The organism is Flavobacterium sp. GNP011, from assembly GCF_056428925.1.
The window spans coordinates 74,770-91,949 of record NZ_JBWJVJ010000013.1 but is presented as its reverse complement, the minus strand read 5'-3'; the positions used below and the strand labels follow the sequence as shown (position 1 = coordinate 91,949).

The window sequence follows — 17,180 nt, the reverse complement described above, 5'->3', positions numbered from 1 at the left end:
TATCTTAACATACTGAGATAAAGAATATAAAAAGTGTATTAGAAAGTTTCTCCCTCCCGATTACTCGGGAGGAAAAGGGTGTACATAAGCTTACGGGTTATTAGTACTACTCGACTATGACATTACTGCCTTTACATCTATAGCCTATCAACGTGGTCATCTCCCACGACCCTTAAAAGAAATCTCATCTTGTGGTGGGTTTCGCGCTTATATGCTTTCAGCGCTTATCCCTTCCAAACGTAGCTACTCTGCGGTGCCACTGGCGTGACAACAGATACACTAGAGGTTTGTCCAATTCGGTCCTCTCGTACTAGAATCAGATCCACTCAAATTTCTTGCGCCCACAGTAGATAGAGACCGAACTGTCTCACGACGTTCTGAACCCAGCTCGCGTGCCACTTTAATGGGCGAACAGCCCAACCCTTGGGACCTTCTCCAGCCCCAGGATGTGACGAGCCGACATCGAGGTGCCAAACCCCCCCGTCGATATGAGCTCTTGGGGGAGATCAGCCTGTTATCCCCGGCGTACCTTTTATCCTTTGAGCGATGGCCCTTCCATGCGGAACCACCGGATCACTATGCTCTACTTTCGTACCTGATCGACCTGTATGTCTCTCAGTCAAGCTCCCTTATGCCATTGCACTCTACGCACGGTTACCAAGCGTACTGAGGGAACCTTTAGAAGCCTCCGTTACTCTTTTGGAGGCGACCACCCCAGTCAAACTACCCACCAAGCAATGTCCCCCACATTATGGGGTTAGGCCTCAGATAAACAAAGGGTTGTATTTCAACAATGACTCCACAACGCCTAGCGACGCCACTTCACAGTCTCCAACCTATCCTACACATCATTTATCCAAGGTCAATACTAAGCTATAGTAAAGGTGCACAGGGTCTTTTCGTCCCACTGCGGGTAAGCGGCATCTTCACCGCTACTACAATTTCACCGAGCTCATGGCTGAGACAGTGTCCAGATCGTTACACCATTCGTGCAGGTCGGAACTTACCCGACAAGGAATTTCGCTACCTTAGGACCGTTATAGTTACGGCCGCCGTTTACTGGGGCTTCAATTCAATGCTTCTCCGAAGATAACATCTCCTCTTAACCTTCCAGCACCGGGCAGGTGTCAGGCCCTATACTTCATCTTACGATTTTGCAGAGCCCTGTGTTTTTGATAAACAGTCGCCTGGACCTCTTCACTGCGGCCAGCATTGCTGCTGGCGACCCTTCTCCCGAAGTTACGGGTCTATTTTGCCTAATTCCTTAGCCATGAATCTCTCGAGCACCTTAGGATTCTCTCCTCGACTACCTGTGTCGGTTTGCGGTACGGGTACTTATTACCTGAAGTTTAGAGGTTTTTCTTGGAAGCCCTTAGGCGCACTATCTCTTCTACCGAAGTATCCGAGTACTATCGTATTTCCCCAAAACCCGTGGATTTGCCTGCGGGTCTTATAGGTAGGTACTTCAACGAACTATTCCGTCAGTTCGCGGCGCTTTCATCACTCCGTCACCCCATCACAGTAATAACTAGTACGGGAATATTAACCCGTTGTCCATCGACTGTCCCTTTCGGGTTCGCCTTAGGTCCCGACTAACCCACAGCTGATTAGCATAGCTGTGGAAACCTTAGTCTTTCGGTGTGCGGGTTTCTCGCCCGCATTATCGTTACTTATGCCTACATTTTCTTTTCTAACCAGTCCAGCATGCCTTACGACACACCTTCAACCCTGTTAGAATGCTCCCCTACCACTCCATAATTTAATATGAAATCCATAGCTTCGGTAATACGCTTATGCCCGATTATTATCCATGCTCGTCCGCTCGACTAGTGAGCTGTTACGCACTCTTTAAATGAATGGCTGCTTCCAAGCCAACATCCTAGCTGTCTGGGCAGACAAACCTCGTTCTTTCAACTTAGCGTATATTTGGGGACCTTAGCTGATGGTCTGGGTTCTTTCCCTCTCGGACTTGGACCTTAGCACCCAAGCCCTCACTGCACGGAAACATTATATAGCATTCGGAGTTTGTCAGGAATTGGTAGGCGGTGAAGCCCCCGCATCCAATCAGTAGCTCTACCTCTATATAACTTTATGCCGTGCGCTGCACCTAAATGCATTTCGGGGAGTACGAGCTATTTCCGAGTTTGATTGGCCTTTCACCCCTACCCACAGGTCATCCGAAGACTTTTCAACGTCAACCGGTTCGGACCTCCACACTGTGTTACCAGCGCTTCATCCTGCCCATGGGTAGATCACACGGTTTCGCGTCTAACACTACTGACTAAAGCGCCCTATTCAGACTCGCTTTCGCTACGGATCCGTGGCTTAACCACTTATCCTTGCCAGCAACGTTAACTCGTAGGCTCATTATGCAAAAGGCACGCCGTCACCCCACGAAAGGGCTCCGACCGCTTGTAAGCGTATGGTTTCAGGATCTATTTCACTCCGTTATTCACGGTTCTTTTCACCTTTCCCTCACGGTACTGGTTCACTATCGGTCTCTCAGGAGTATTTAGCCTTAGCGGATGGTCCCGCCAAATTCAGACAGGGTTTCACGTGCCCCGCCCTACTCAGGATACCACTATTCATTATACTCGTTACCCATACGGGACTATCACCCTCTATAGTGTCACTTTCCAGTAACTTCCGGTTCCTTGTACATAAAATATCGTGGTCCTACAACCCCAACATTGCCGTAACAACATTGGTTTGGGCTAATCCGCGTTCGCTCGCCACTACTTACGGAATCACTTTTGTTTTCTTCTCCTCCGCCTACTTAGATGTTTCAGTTCAGCGGGTTTGCCCACCTATCGGTGTACTATCTCTTCAAGATAGTGGGTTGCCCCATTCAGGTATTTACGGATCAACGCATGTGTGCTGCTCCCCGTAACTTTTCGCAGCTTATCACGCCTTTCATCGCCTCTGAGAGCCAAGGCATCCCCCATACGCCCTTATTTTGCTTATTGTACCAATCTTAAATTTAATTAAGACCGTTTTCTTTGTCTTTTACTATAAATAGTAAAAAACGCTTTCTACTTTTTATTATTTCTTATCTCAATATGTCAATGAACTTTATTTAGGTCGAAAGTTATAAAGTCTAAGGTCATAAAGTCATACTTTTGACTTTCAGACTTTAGTCTTTCGACTAAATTTGTGGAGAATAACGGAGTCGAACCGTTGACCTCCTGCGTGCAAGGCAGGCGCTCTAGCCAGCTGAGCTAATCCCCCGTTTTTAGTTGGCAGTTATCAGTCGCAGTTCGCAGTTGGATAACGTGCTCACTTTAACGTGATTTCACTCTTCTTCTAAAATTTCCTTATTTAAGTCTAAATAGTTGTCTCGGACAGACTCGAACTGTCGACCCCTACATTATCAGTGTAGTACTCTAACCAGCTGAGCTACGAGACACTCTTATTCTTAAATTTTTATTCTTTTTTTTTAAATTAACAGCAAGAGTAATAAAATGTTGGTATCTGTTTCCAACTTGAACTTTCGTCTTCTTTCCCTAGCGTGTATTACTACTAACACTAAGGCTCTAGAAAGGAGGTGTTCCAGCCGCACCTTCCGGTACGGCTACCTTGTTACGACTTAGCCCTAGTTACCAGTTTTACCCTAGGCAGCTCCTTGCGGTCACCGACTTCAGGCACCCCCAGCTTCCATGGCTTGACGGGCGGTGTGTACAAGGCCCGGGAACGTATTCACCGGATCATGGCTGATATCCGATTACTAGCGATTCCAGCTTCACGGAGTCGAGTTGCAGACTCCGATCCGAACTGTGACCGGTTTTATAGATTCGCTCCTGGTCGCCCAGTGGCTGCTCTCTGTACCGGCCATTGTAGCACGTGTGTAGCCCAAGGCGTAAGGGCCGTGATGATTTGACGTCATCCCCACCTTCCTCACAGTTTGCACTGGCAGTCTTGTTAGAGTTCCCGACTTGACTCGCTGGCAACTAACAACAGGGGTTGCGCTCGTTATAGGACTTAACCTGACACCTCACGGCACGAGCTGACGACAACCATGCAGCACCTTGTAAATTGTCTTGCGAAAAGTCTGTTTCCAAACCGGTCAATCTACATTTAAGCCTTGGTAAGGTTCCTCGCGTATCATCGAATTAAACCACATGCTCCACCGCTTGTGCGGGCCCCCGTCAATTCCTTTGAGTTTCATTCTTGCGAACGTACTCCCCAGGTGGGATACTTATCACTTTCGCTTAGCCACTGAACTTGCGCCCAACAGCTAGTATCCATCGTTTACGGCGTGGACTACCAGGGTATCTAATCCTGTTCGCTACCCACGCTTTCGTCCATCAGCGTCAATCCATTAGTAGTAACCTGCCTTCGCAATTGGTATTCCATGTAATCTCTAAGCATTTCACCGCTACACTACATATTCTAGTTACTTCCTAATAATTCAAGTCAGACAGTATCAATGGCCGTTCCACCGTTGAGCGATGGGCTTTCACCACTGACTTATCTGACCGCCTACGGACCCTTTAAACCCAATGATTCCGGATAACGCTTGGATCCTCCGTATTACCGCGGCTGCTGGCACGGAGTTAGCCGATCCTTATTCTTACAGTACCGTCAAGTCTCTACACGTAGAGGTGTTTCTTCCTGTACAAAAGCAGTTTACAATCCATAGGACCGTCATCCTGCACGCGGCATGGCTGGATCAGGCTTGCGCCCATTGTCCAATATTCCTCACTGCTGCCTCCCGTAGGAGTCTGGTCCGTGTCTCAGTACCAGTGTGGGGGATCTCCCTCTCAGGACCCCTACCCATCGTTGCCTTGGTAAGCCGTTACCTTACCAACTAGCTAATGGGACGCATGCTCATCTTTCACCGTTGTGACTTTAATAGTGGTTTCATGCGAAACTGCTATACTATGAGGTATTAATCCAAATTTCTCTGGGCTATCCCTCTGTGAAAGGTAGATTGCATACGCGTTACGCACCCGTGCGCCGGTCTCTAGGTCCGAAAACCTATACCCCTCGACTTGCATGTGTTAAGCCTGCCGCTAGCGTTCATCCTGAGCCAGGATCAAACTCTTCATCGTATATTGTTTGTTCGCCGTGGCGAACTATTGTTATTCGACTCAGTTCTAGTGGTTTTTTCAAATCTTCCGATTCTATTACTCTTATTCTTTATGTTCTGTTCTTGCGAACAAAACGGCTGTCAATTCAATATGTCTAGGAACGTATTCTTACTATTTTTTCGCCTTTCGTTTGTTTCTCAAAGCGGGTGCAAAAGTAGCTATTCTTTTTTTAACTGGCAAGAAAAAATTGAAGTTTTTTTGAGATAATTTTTACCTCGTTTACTTCTCTATTTCTTATCAATCTTTCAAGGAACTTCCGTTGTTTTGCGGGGTGCAAAGATAACTTTCATTTTTAAATCTCACAAGCTTTTTTTAAAGTTTTTTTTTAAAGAGTAAATCCCTAATCACTTCGTTTTTCTTGCCAGTATTTTAAAGAACGTCTGCGTCATTGCGGGTGCAAAACTACAACCTTTATTCGCTTTTACAAGCTTTTTATTCGCCTTTTTTTAATCTTTTCTTAACTTTTAAACTAAAGTACTGATTAAACGACTCTTAAAACCTAAACTTTTTTTAAGTTATTTTGAGTTTTAATTGCCAAACAGTGAAATCAAGCCTTTGGAGGGTATTTGACACCATTCTATATATAAGGTGTAACGGTTTATATCTACTCAATAATAGAATCTTTATCTATTATATATGGTAGTATCGTTACTACAATAACAACATCATAAACCTTTATATATAGGTAGTGCTTATCTTCTCTAACAAAAACGTCTTCTACACTCATAAACCGCGTCAGGGATAGCAGCGAAAAGCCCACAGTGACGACCAAAAGGAAGGAACGAGGACTTGCAGCGAAGAGCCCGACCTTATCTAAACCACAAAGAGTAGCAGGATCAGCTGCTACTCTTGTTGTTTTAGATAAGGGAACGCCCAGCAAAAAAATTTAATATTCCCATCTACGGGTTTTGTTTAATTCCTCTTGCTCTTGAATGATCTCGGCTGGTATTACTTTTAAGAATGATGCATGTTGCTCAATTGCATATTCTACTTTTTCAACAATTTCATCGATGGTGTCATTTTCATAATCGATATCAAGTGGTTCTTTGATGATAAACGATTGAAGAATGCCTTTCTTTTTCATGCGCAATCCTTTTTTATCAAAGGAACGGCGAAAACCATCAATAACTATAGGCACCACTATAGGCTTGTGCTGTTTTATAATGTGAGCAGTACCTTTACGTACAGGTTTGAATGATTTTGTAGTACCTTGAGGAAATGTGATTACCCAACCATCTTTGAGAGCGATTTTAATATTCTCCGTATCATCTGGATTGATATCTTTTTTTTCTGTGACATCAACTCCTTTTTGGCGCCAAGTACGTTCTACAGAAATTGCTCCAGCATAAGCCATAATTCTTGGTAAAAGTCCAGCACGCATTGTTTCCTTAGCAGCAACATAATAAATGTTCATTTTAGGTTGCCATAAATAGGTTACGTCCTTAATATTATCTTCTCTACCACTTAGGCTTGCATTGAATACATGAAACATAGCTACAACATCAGCAAAATAGGTTTGATGATTTGATATAAAAAGCACATTACTATCTGGTAGGTTTCGGATGATCTCCGATCCTTCGATTTGAAGTTCATTAAAGCCTCTATATCTACGATGTGTAAATGCACCAAAGATTCTGATTAACCATTTTTTGATAAAAAGTATATGTCCGAAAGGATTTCTTTTGAATAATCCCATGTTTTTTTGTGTTTTATAATAGAATGCAAACTTACGAAAAAAAATAATTGCGAAAAATAAGTAAAAAATGGTTAAACTATGATTCCCTATTATGTTGTAACACCTGAATCAAAACGTCTTTCAGTTCACTTAATATCATTGCTGTTGCTCCCCAAACAATATGTTCATTAATATTAAAACCAGGAATAAAAACCTCATTTGAATAAGAGGTAATTTGTTTTTTGTTAACTAGAATTTCATTGTTTAGAAGTAGCATCAAGGGTATTTCGATTATTTGAGCAACCTCTAGTGGATCAGGAATAAAATCGAGAGGTTCTTTACTAATCCCTAAGAATGGATATACCATAAAATTGCTAGGTGGAATATACAATTCTGTAAAAGGTTTAATGATTTTGATTTTAGTTGGGTCAATTCCAATCTCCTCATGAGTTTCGCGCAATGCGGTGTATGAAAAATCCAAATCGTCTTTTTCATGTTTTCCACCGGGTAACGCAACTTGAGCTGAATGAACGCCATCATACGAATTTCTAACGATAAGAACTAAGTGAGCTTTTCCATTTTTGGGATACAAAAGCATTAAAACCGAAGCTAACCTATGAATTTCATTTGAAACGTCTATCTTTTTAAGGCTTTCTATTCGTTCAAGAGGAGCCATTTTTATGTGTGCATCAAAAGCTGGTAAATGGGAATTTATTATTTCTGGAACAATCTCTAAAAATTCTTGAAAATCCATAATCAATGTCTATTTTTGCAAATTGAAATAAAATCTAAATGTAGTTTAGATAATAGAGTATAACAAATTTTACCATAAACAAAATACTTACATATGTATAGCAAAGAGGAAAACCAGAGGTTAAAACGTGAATTTTGGATTGCATTTGCTGAAAAATACCCTAGAAAATGGTTACTCTATGACACAAAAATTAAAGATTTTTCATTTAAGTTTTTTGTAGACAATAAAAAAGCTCAAGTACTTATTGATATTGAACATAGAAGTACCGAAAAAAGAATTGCCTATTTTGAAAAACTTGTTTCCTTAAAAAATATCTTAAAAGAAGATTACATATCCTCATTAGTTTATGAACAGGACTATACCTTAGAGAGTGGAAAAACTATTAGTCGTATTTGGGTTGAAAAACTACATGTAAGTGTGAGTAATAGAAGCTACTGGGATGAAATATTTGATTTTTATTTTGAAAAAATGAATGCGTTAGAGTTATTTTATCTTGAGTATGACGCTTATATTAAAGACATATAAAACCAAACTTTTTGAATTAAATAAGATTATAGACAATTATCCTATCATCATAATTAATGTAAAGTTGTTTTCTGTTTTCCTGTTTTTTTCTAGTAATTATAGACAACGTACACTCTTCTCCTTGATTGTCTTTACAAAAAAAAGCGTCAATTTTATCTGATTCATTTTCGGTAGTATCAATATATTCTACAATATCAAAAAGTTGAATAATTTGTGAATATACAACTATTCTATTTTTCTTGGTATCTAGAGTCACGACCAGATTTGCATTTTTTGGCGCGGACCATTCCCCCCATTTGCCTTTTTCATTTTTTGTAGAAACACTTAGGGATGAAGTTTTGAATTTATAATTTTGGCTGTATAAAACAGGTCCCGTTATTATAAAAAACAGTATTATTAAAAATTTAATGCTCAATCTCATCGCTTAAAAATTAATTTTTGACATTTCTTTTTTGGCCTCCTCAAACTGTTCTAAAATATCATTCATAATTACACTTACAGGTGCTACATTATGAATTATACCCGCAATTTGACCTATCTCCAATTCACCATCAACTAGGTCACCCTCAAACATACCACGTTTAGCTCTTGCTCTTCCTAGTAATTGTATTAAATCCTCCTTAGTAGGACAAGTTGCATATAAATCCTGAACGTCTTGATAAAATTTATTTTTTATTAATCGCACAGGCGCAAGCTCTTTGAATGTAAGTTGGGTATCCCCTTCTTTAACTTGTACAATTGTATTTTTGAAATCAATATGTGCCGAAGACTCTACAGAAGCTACAAACCTACTCCCCATTTGAACTCCATCAGCACCCAATGTCATTGCGGCAAGCATTCCTCTGCCTGTTGCAATACCTCCTGCAGCAATTAATGGTATTTGAATTTTTTCCTTAACCATCGGTATTAATGTGAGTGTAGTGGTTTCTTCCCTTCCATTATGACCTCCGGCTTCAAAACCTTCAGCAACTACAGCATCTACTCCTGCTTCTTGTGATTTTAAAGCAAAAGTAGAGCTACTCACAACATGAACTACCGTTATTCCGTTTTGCTTTAAGTGAGATGTCCACGTTTTAGGATTTCCAGCTGATGTAAATACAATTTTCACCTCTTCCTCTACAATAATTTTCATTATCTCCTCAATGTTCGGATACAAAAGAGGTACATTAACTCCAAATGGGTTTGATGTTGCTTTTTTGCATTTTTGAATGTGTTCCCGTAATACCTCTGGATACATAGATCCTGCTCCAATTAACCCTAAGCCACCGGCATTACTTACAGCACTTGCTAGTTTGTAACCGCTATTCCATATCATTCCACCTTGAATTATTGGATACTTGATATTAAAAAGTGTCGTAATTTTATTCATTAGTCTAACTATAACTATTGTTTGTAAATTTTTCCAGTTTTAATGAAATCCTGAGATTGGAACTTGTATAAATACAATCCACTTTGAAGTTCTTTAATTGAAACTGAAGAGTCGTTATTCTCCATTTTTTTTTCAAAAACTTTTTGTCCTGCAGTATTAAAAAATTGTATTATTCCAGATGTATTATTTTTTGGCAAAATTAAAGATAGTAGATCGGTAGTGGGATTAGGATAAATAATTATTTCATTAACTGCTATTTCATTTAAATCAAACTGATCTGAGAAAGCAGCATTAAAATCTGGAACTCCATATCCGTATTGATTGTTTGGAGCCGCAAATCTATCCGACGATTTGATTATTATATCTCTAATTTCTTTATTGGTCTTATTAGGTAAAGCCTGCCACAAGCAAGCTACCAAACCCGTCAATATTGGGCTTGAAAATGAAGTACCATTAGCCGTTACTATATTTCCCAAAGGGTCTGAAATAACGGCAGATTGACCTTGAGCCATGATATCAGGTTTTATTCTATTATCAAAAGAAGGTCCTATCGAACTAAACGAAGTTCTAATTTCATTTGCATTTACGGCTCCGATAGCTAAAACAGAAACTGCGTCTGCAGGAACTGCTATATTTGGATTGGAAGATGCACCAGAATTACCTGCAGAACTAACTACAATCATGCCTCTTGAAAAAGCAATCTCAGCTCCACGGGACATAAATGCTGTTTTACCATCCATTTCACTATACGTATGATTGTAAGATGTATTGTCAAAATCAAAATAACCCAAAGAAGTATTGATGATATCTACACCTAAACTGTCCGCTTTTTCGGCAGCTTCAACCCAAAGTGATTCTTCTACTGGGTTTTCAGATGTATCATTTTCAGTGATAAACAAATAATAAGAAGCATCTGGTGCTGTACCAACAAGTTTATTTTCCTTAAAGCCTCCTATTGTAGAGAGTACCGATGTTCCATGAGAAGTTCCCGTGTAAAAATCTGGATTTCTTAAAACGTAGTTATAACCTCCTAAAATTTGATTATTATCTCTTAATCGCTTAAATGGTTGGGCTGAATTAACACCTGGAAAACCAGAATCCATAACCGCAATAATCTTACCTGAACCAGTATAGTTTTGTTGATGTAATAAATGCCCGTTTAGCATTTGAATTTGATTAGATGATGTGCCGTAAGCATACTCTATCTTCGTCTTTGCTGTTTTTGAAACATTTTTTTCCTTTTTAACCGCAATACTTTTGGCTGATTGGTTCAACGCTTTATTTGCAAAATCAAGTTTTTCAACAAATGGTAATGCTTTCAGTGCATTTAGATCTGTTTGTGTTCCCCTAACATGTATTGCGTTGAGCCATTTTGAAGCAGCCAAAACAGAAACTCCGCTCTTGCTTTTTATTTGATTAAGATAGGCACTTTCTATTGGAACATCTTTTGCATCCAAGTCAATTTTCTGAGTGCTTCGTCGGTCTAATGCCCTTTGAGAAAGCATTTTTAACGGCGCTTTAAAAAAAATTGATGCACTAGGTTTGTCTTTTAAATACACCCAAGCATCTTGTTGTGCATGAAGTAAAGATGTACATATAAATAATAAGATGAAGTATTTTTTTTTCATAGTGCCCTGTATTATTAAATGTATAAAATTTAAAATTGATCTATTATGTGTACAAAGAAATTCTAAAAAATCATGAAATCACACCAGAGCCTACTAATTCTTCTCCTAAGTACCAAGCTGCAAATTGCCCTTCGGTAATTGCTGATTGTGGCTCCTCAAAAGAAATAAACATTTCATTTTCAAATTGATGTAATGTTGCTTTTTGTAATGGCTGACGGTATCGAATACGTGCCATTACTTCTAAAGTCCCACCATTTGTTAATGCCAAATCTTCTCGTACCCAGTGCACCTCGTCTTTTAAAATTCGTAATGCCTTTTTAAATAAACCTGGATGGTGGCTTGTAAGTCCAGTATATACGGTGTTTATAATTACATCCGTTGCAATTATAAACAATGGGTCTTTTGTACCCCCTACATTTAAACCTTTACGCTGACCGATAGTAAAATAATGAGCTCCTTTATGATTACCCATGAATTTCCCCATCTCTGGCGTATAAGCAATTTTTGTAGCTTCAATACGGAGTGAATCTTCTACCGTTAATCCTGATTTGTCTTCTTGCTGATATATAGGATGATCTTTATCAATTTGAATAATGGCTCCTTCTTTAGGCTGAAGTTTTTGCTGTAAAAATTCAGGAAGCCTCACTTTACCAATAAAACAAAGACCTTGAGAATCTTTCTTTTCGGCTGTTACAAGTTCCATTTGAGCTGCTATTTCACGAACTTGAGGTTTAGTCAATGCACCTATTGGAAACAATGACTTTGATAATTGTTCTTGTGATAATTGACATAAAAAATAAGATTGATCCTTATTAACATCAGCACCAGCAACTAGTTGATATACTTTCTTGCCCTCAATTTCAGTTTCACTTTTTTGACAGTAGTGTCCAGTAGCTACAAAATCAGCTCCCAAACTCAATGCAATTTTCATAAAAACATCAAACTTTATCTCTCTATTACAAAGCACATCGGGATTTGGAGTTCTACCTTTTTCATATTCATTGAACATGTAATCCACAATTTTCTCTTGATATTGTTCGCTTAAATCAACTGTTTGAAAAGGGATACCTAATTTTTCGGCAACAAGAAGAGCATCGTTACTATCTTCTAACCAAGGACATTCATTAGAAATAGTCACTGAATCATCGTGCCAATTTTTCATAAACAATCCTATAACTTCATATCCTTCTTGTTGCAACAAATAAGCTGCAACGCTTGAATCTACCCCACCTGAAAGTCCTACAACAACACGCTTCATCTAAAAAAAATTATACTATTTAAGGGTGTAAAGTTACAAAAGATTTACATTAGAAATTCCCAAGATTTTTTTAATTGTTTTTGATGTTTTTACTTTTTTCTTGCAGGCTCATATTTGTTTCTTTGACAAGTTTCCCTTTTTCATAAAACTGCCAAATACCCATTTTTTTTCCATTTACAAATTTGCCTTGCGAGACAATGGCATCAGTTGCATCTCTAAAAATTGCAGAACCGTTATAAATATTGTCTTTATAAAATGTTTCTTCAAGAACAACTCCGTTTTCGGCAAATTTTTTATAAAGACCGTTTTTTAAATTATTTTCATAACTAATTTCCTCCGCAATAGCACCGTTAGGATAATACACAGAGCGCACACCTTCTAATTTACCTTTTACATAGTTCTCAACAGTCATTAAGGTTTTTGAGGCTTCGTGATAATATTTCCATTGTCCCTCAAAAAGTTTGTTTATCACATTTCCTTCACTGACTTTATTACTTTTTTGATCAAAAAATATTGTGTAAGCAGCACTATTTTTTAAATTAAACTCGCGCGTAGCTATAACTGACATCGCTTTAGTATCATCAAAAAATTTAAAAACACCCGTTTCCTTTCCATGATCGAAGATTCCTTCGTAACGAGGACGTTTGGATTCTTCATAAAACCCTTTCCATAAACCGTGTTTTTTGCCTTTATCATCATATTTGTTAAAATCTGTTTGAGCATAGAAAAAATACGAATTCAAAAGAATCAAAACAAACAGTGTTTTCTTTAAAATTATCTTCATCTTAAATTTTTAGATTATAACGAAACTTAGGTGGTTAAATTATTTAGTAAAATAAAAAACTCTCGAAAAATCGAGAGTTTTTAAAAAATTTAATTTACTTATTCTTTTTGTCCAATGCTTTTTGAGCTTCAGCTTGTTCCATTACTTCTTGTAACTTTCTTTGAAACTTACCTTGTTTCTTGGGTTCTTTCAGTTTGTTTTCTTGAATTTGTGCATGAATTTTATCACTGTCAATGAAATACTTTTTAATAACCAACATGATTAATATCGTAACCAAATTTGATATAAAGTTGTACAAACTTAATCCTGCACCATAACTATTAAAGAAAAACAACATCATTATTGGCGAAACGTAAATCATGATCTTCATCATCTTGGCCATATCTGGCATACCTTCTTGTTGTGGCGCTGCCATTTGCTGATCTCCAGATGTCATTTTCATATAAAAGAAAATAGCTATCGCTGCAAGAATAGGAAACAAACTAATATGATTTCCGTAAAAAGGAATATAGAAAGGCAATTTTACAATTTCATCAAAAGAAGAAAGGTCATCTGCCCAAAGGAAACTTTTATGTCTTAACTCAAATGCGGATGGGAAAAACTGAAACGAAGCCATCAAAAAAGGCATTTGAATCAATGCAGGTATACAACCAGCCATAGGATTCACGCCCGCTTTGTTGTAAAGCTTCATTGTTTCTTGTTGCTTTTTCATTGGATCTTTCTTGAACTTCTCTCCCAATTCAGCAATTTCAGGTCGCAATAACTTCATTTTTGCTTGAGACAAGAATGATTTGAAAGTTATAGGCGACATAGCCAATTTTATCAAAATAGTAAAAACTATAATTGCAATACCATAGGCAATATATGATCCTAAGAAATCAAATAATGGTACAAATATGAAACGATTAATCCATCCGATGATTCCCCAACCCATTGTTACAATTTTCTCTAAATTCAAATCATAACTTGCCAAAGTTTTATAATCAGATGGTCCCATGTACCAACTTAATTTGTGATCAATTTCACCATTAGTAAACGCTAATGGAATATTTGCTTTAAATGATTTAGTAAATGTTGTATCTACTTTTTCATCATTCATCAAGTTAGTTGATGTTACTTGGGCGTTCTCAAATGGAGTTTTAGAAACTAATATAGTTGAGAAAAAATGCTGTTTGAAGGCTATAAATGTAGGCTTTTCAAGCAACTCATTCTCAGAAGCTCCAAGTCCAGCATAGTCTATTTTACCGTCTTTGTGCTCAAAATATATTTCAGTATATTTATTTTCGTAAGAAATACTTTTTTCATTTCTATTTGCCTTTAAATTCCACTCTAAATCTAAAGGTTTTGAAGTATTCAACACTTTTTGAAGACCTTGAGAACGGATATCAAAACCAACCATATAATCATTTGGCTTCAAAATATATTTGTACTCTAAGAACTCATTGGCTCCAGCCTTTAATTTCATAGACAAAACTTGGTCTGCACCAATTTTTGTTAATGATGGTTCAAAATATAAATCTTTTGTGTTTAAAGTGCGGTTGTCCAAAGTGACTAACTGCACGTTTAAATTTGCATTATTGTCTTTGATTAATTCTACTAACTGTCCAGAACCTTTTTTAAATTTCTCATATTCTTTTAAGGTTGCCTCAACAATATATCCTCCTTTATTAGCAATTGTAAGTTTTACCAAGTCGTTCTCAATTGTTGTTACGCTAGCTTTTGCAGACGGCAAAGTTGCAGAATACGCAAAACTTCCTAAAGATTTTTCTAATTGTGCAAGTTGTTTTGTATCCCCAGTTGCGGCAACAGCCTGAGCAGCAATTTCAACCTTTTTAACTTCTAGGGCTTTTGCTTTTGCCTCTTTAACTTGCAATGCCTTTTGTGCTTTTTCTGCTGCAACCACCTTTGGGTCCGGTTGATTTTGATACATGATAAAAATCAAGATTACAAAAATTAAGGCAAAACCGATAATTGAATTGAGGTCAAATTTTTTTTGTTCCATTTTAATATTTAAAAGTGTTTAATCTATTAGTAGCAAGTTTCAGTAAATGTTTCACTACATCCTTACTATTTCTTTTTAGCTTGAACTGCAGCCGCTACAAAATTAACAAAAATAGGATGCGGATTTGCAACCGTACTCTTATATTCTGGATGGTATTGAACACCTATAAAGAAAGGATGATCCTTAATCTCTACAATTTCAACCAATCCTGTCTCAGGATTTACTCCAGAGGATATCAATCCTGCACTTTCTAACTGGTTCACGTAGGCATTATTGTACTCATAACGATGACGATGACGCTCAAATATGGTTTCTTTTCCATAAATTTTGTATGCAAGTGTATCCTTTTTGATGTCACATTTCCAAGCTCCTAATCGCATGGTACCGCCTTTGTCAGTAACTGTTTTTTGTTCTTCCATCAAATTTACAACAGGATGTGCTGTATGTTCATTCATTTCAGTAGAATTGGCGTCAGCATACCCTAAAATATTTCTAGCCTGTTCAATTATCGCCATTTGCATTCCTAAACAGATTCCGAAAAATGGAACTTTATTCTCTCTAGCGTATTGTACAGCAGCAATTTTACCTTCTATTCCTCTTTCTCCAAAACCAGGTGCTACTAAGATTCCATCTAAGTTTGCACATTTTTCTTTGATATTGCTAGCATCTAAGTGTTCTGAGTGTATTGAAATTACATTTACCTTTGTTTCATTGGCTGCACCTGCATGAATAAAAGCCTCCAAAATAGACTTGTAACAATCTTGCATTTCAACATATTTACCCACCAAACCAATGTTGACAGTATGCTTAGGATTTTTCAATCTTTTCAAGAAAATGTTCCAGTTTTTTAAATCCGGTGCGGCTTTCTTTGGTAAATCTAATTTTTTCAAAGCTACAACATCTAATCCTTCTTCGAGCATTAAATTTGGAACCTCATATATTGTTGAAGCATCTATAGATTGTATTACTGCTTCACGTTTTACATTACAAAAAAGAGCCAGTTTATTACGCAGTTCTTCTGATAATTCATGCTCGGTTCTACAAACAAGTATGTCCGCTTTAATACCGCTTTCCATCAATGTTTTTACTGAATGCTGAGTTGGCTTTGTCTTTAATTCTCCGGCTGCAGCCAAAAAAGGAACTAACGTAAGATGAATTACAATACCGTTGTGTTCTCCAAGCTCCCAAACCAATTGTCTAACAGACTCAATGTATGGCAACGATTCAATATCTCCTACAGTTCCACCAATTTCTGTGATTACGATATCATAATCCCCAGAATTGCCTAACAACTGCATTCTTTCTTTAATTTCATTGGTAATATGAGGTACAACTTGTACCGTTTTACCTAAAAACTCTCCTCTTCTTTCTTTTTCAATCACAGACAAATAAATTCTACCTGTGGTAACATTATTAGCTTGAGACGTTGGCACATTCAAAAAACGTTCGTAGTGACCTAAGTCTAAGTCTGTTTCTGCTCCATCATCTGTAACATAACATTCTCCATGTTCATAAGGGTTTAAAGTCCCTGGATCAACATTAATATACGGATCAAATTTTTGAATTGTTGTACGATATCCTCTTGCTTGTAACAATTTTGCTAACGATGCTGCAATGATTCCTTTTCCTAGAGAAGAAGTCACACCGCCAGTAACAAAAATATATTTTGTTTGATTCATTTTGTTGTATTTTGTGTTGTAGTTGTGTAAAAAAACGTGGCAAAAGTACAAATTTAATTGGACTATTAGAACATATACTTCTGAGATTTTATAGTTTAAAAAACAGAAGGATTAAACCCGTATTGATGACTTAAAAGCAAAATTTAAATGCTATGGTTTGGGATATTTTTTTTTAATATTCCGAATCAAATCTTCTAGGCCATTAAGTTTTAATTCATAAACTAATTGTAATTGTTGCCCTAACTCACCTTTTGGAAAGCCTTTATTGGCATACCAAACAATATAATATTCAGGTATTTCAATTAAAAACCAGCCTTCATATTTACCAAAAGGCATTTTAGTATGAGCCAGTTTTATAAGTTGATTTTGATCCATTTTATAAAAAGAAAAAGCAAGAAATAAATCTCTTGCTTTAT

At 37.5% G+C, this 17,180-nt stretch carries 11 protein-coding genes, 2 tRNA genes and 2 rRNA genes; 1 reads left to right on the top strand and 14 read right to left on the bottom strand.

The window, feature by feature from the left end; all coding sequences use genetic code 11:
• Positions 1–80: 80 nt before the first annotated feature.
• The 6 genes from AC061E_RS11505 to AC061E_RS11480 form a co-directional block, all read right to left on the bottom strand.
• Positions 81–2,966 (bottom strand): 23S ribosomal RNA (locus AC061E_RS11505).
• 188 nt (positions 2,967–3,154) lie between these two features.
• Positions 3,155–3,228 (bottom strand) — tRNA-Ala (locus AC061E_RS11500).
• A 104-nt stretch (positions 3,229–3,332) separates the two neighbouring features.
• Positions 3,333–3,406, bottom strand: a tRNA-Ile gene (locus AC061E_RS11495).
• 131 nt (positions 3,407–3,537) lie between these two features.
• Positions 3,538–5,051: ribosomal RNA gene (locus tag AC061E_RS11490) — 16S ribosomal RNA — on the bottom strand.
• The 16S and 23S rRNA genes sit together here with 2 tRNA genes alongside, the layout of an rRNA operon.
• A gap of 925 nt (positions 5,052–5,976) precedes the next feature.
• Positions 5,977–6,786: a lysophospholipid acyltransferase family protein gene (locus AC061E_RS11485; RefSeq protein ID WP_478286364.1), complete on the bottom strand. Its 810-nt coding sequence runs from the start codon at positions 6,784–6,786 to the stop codon at positions 5,977–5,979.
• Positions 6,787–6,862: 76 nt separating this feature from the next.
• On the bottom strand, positions 6,863–7,519 hold the full coding sequence (locus AC061E_RS11480) for an NUDIX hydrolase (RefSeq protein WP_478286363.1): 657 nt from the start codon (positions 7,517–7,519) through the stop codon (positions 6,863–6,865).
• Positions 7,520–7,612: 93 nt separating this feature from the next.
• Between AC061E_RS11480 and AC061E_RS11475 the strand changes: the two genes are divergently transcribed.
• On the top strand, positions 7,613–8,044 hold the full coding sequence (locus tag AC061E_RS11475; RefSeq protein ID WP_478286362.1) for a DUF4268 domain-containing protein: 432 nt from the start codon (positions 7,613–7,615) through the stop codon (positions 8,042–8,044).
• A 16-nt stretch (positions 8,045–8,060) separates the two neighbouring features.
• On the opposite strand, the gene AC061E_RS11470 is transcribed toward AC061E_RS11475, so the two are convergent.
• The 8 genes from AC061E_RS11470 to AC061E_RS11435 form a co-directional block, all read right to left on the bottom strand.
• Positions 8,061–8,465, bottom strand: coding sequence for a hypothetical protein (locus AC061E_RS11470; RefSeq protein ID WP_478286361.1), 405 nt, complete (start codon positions 8,463–8,465; stop codon positions 8,061–8,063).
• Between the two features lie 3 nt (positions 8,466–8,468).
• Positions 8,469–9,413 carry an NAD(P)H-dependent flavin oxidoreductase gene (locus AC061E_RS11465; RefSeq protein WP_478286360.1) on the bottom strand — a complete coding sequence of 315 codons (945 nt, stop codon included), beginning with the start codon at positions 9,411–9,413 and terminating at the stop codon, positions 8,469–8,471.
• A gap of 14 nt (positions 9,414–9,427) precedes the next feature.
• Positions 9,428–11,041, bottom strand: coding sequence for a S8 family serine peptidase (locus AC061E_RS11460; protein WP_478286359.1), 1,614 nt, complete (start codon positions 11,039–11,041; stop codon positions 9,428–9,430).
• 70 nt (positions 11,042–11,111) lie between these two features.
• Positions 11,112–12,299, bottom strand: coding sequence for a tRNA 2-thiouridine(34) synthase MnmA (gene mnmA, locus AC061E_RS11455; protein ID WP_478286358.1), 1,188 nt, complete (start codon positions 12,297–12,299; stop codon positions 11,112–11,114).
• A 70-nt stretch (positions 12,300–12,369) separates the two neighbouring features.
• Positions 12,370–13,083, bottom strand: a complete 714-nt coding sequence (locus tag AC061E_RS11450) for a toxin-antitoxin system YwqK family antitoxin (protein WP_478286357.1) — start codon at positions 13,081–13,083, stop codon at positions 12,370–12,372.
• 94 nt (positions 13,084–13,177) lie between these two features.
• Positions 13,178–15,085, bottom strand: coding sequence for a membrane protein insertase YidC (gene yidC / locus AC061E_RS11445; RefSeq protein ID WP_478286356.1), 1,908 nt, complete (start codon positions 15,083–15,085; stop codon positions 13,178–13,180).
• A gap of 65 nt (positions 15,086–15,150) precedes the next feature.
• Positions 15,151–16,764: a CTP synthase gene (gene pyrG, locus AC061E_RS11440; protein WP_478286355.1), complete on the bottom strand. Its 1,614-nt coding sequence runs from the start codon at positions 16,762–16,764 to the stop codon at positions 15,151–15,153.
• 150 nt (positions 16,765–16,914) lie between these two features.
• Positions 16,915–17,139, bottom strand: coding sequence for a DUF3820 family protein (locus AC061E_RS11435; protein ID WP_478286354.1), 225 nt, complete (start codon positions 17,137–17,139; stop codon positions 16,915–16,917).
• Between the last annotated feature and the right edge of the window lie 41 nt (positions 17,140–17,180).

Excerpts from the sequence above, each read along its gene's own strand:
- AC061E_RS11485 (WP_478286364.1), bottom strand. The coding sequence starts at position 6,786 with ATGGGATTATTCAAAAGAAATCCTTTCGGACATATACTTTTTATCAAA.
- AC061E_RS11480 (WP_478286363.1), bottom strand. The coding sequence starts at position 7,519 with ATGGATTTTCAAGAATTTTTAGAGATTGTTCCAGAAATAATAAATTCC.
- AC061E_RS11475 (WP_478286362.1), top strand. The coding sequence starts at position 7,613 with ATGTATAGCAAAGAGGAAAACCAGAGGTTAAAACGTGAATTTTGGATT.
- AC061E_RS11470 (WP_478286361.1), bottom strand. The coding sequence starts at position 8,465 with ATGAGATTGAGCATTAAATTTTTAATAATACTGTTTTTTATAATAACG.
- AC061E_RS11465 (WP_478286360.1), bottom strand. The coding sequence starts at position 9,413 with ATGAATAAAATTACGACACTTTTTAATATCAAGTATCCAATAATTCAA.
- AC061E_RS11460 (WP_478286359.1), bottom strand. The coding sequence starts at position 11,041 with ATGAAAAAAAAATACTTCATCTTATTATTTATATGTACATCTTTACTT.
- mnmA (WP_478286358.1), bottom strand. The coding sequence starts at position 12,299 with ATGAAGCGTGTTGTTGTAGGACTTTCAGGTGGGGTAGATTCAAGCGTT.
- AC061E_RS11450 (WP_478286357.1), bottom strand. The coding sequence starts at position 13,083 with ATGAAGATAATTTTAAAGAAAACACTGTTTGTTTTGATTCTTTTGAAT.
- yidC (WP_478286356.1), bottom strand. The coding sequence starts at position 15,085 with ATGGAACAAAAAAAATTTGACCTCAATTCAATTATCGGTTTTGCCTTA.
- pyrG (WP_478286355.1), bottom strand. The coding sequence starts at position 16,764 with ATGAATCAAACAAAATATATTTTTGTTACTGGCGGTGTGACTTCTTCT.
- AC061E_RS11435 (WP_478286354.1), bottom strand. The coding sequence starts at position 17,139 with ATGGATCAAAATCAACTTATAAAACTGGCTCATACTAAAATGCCTTTT.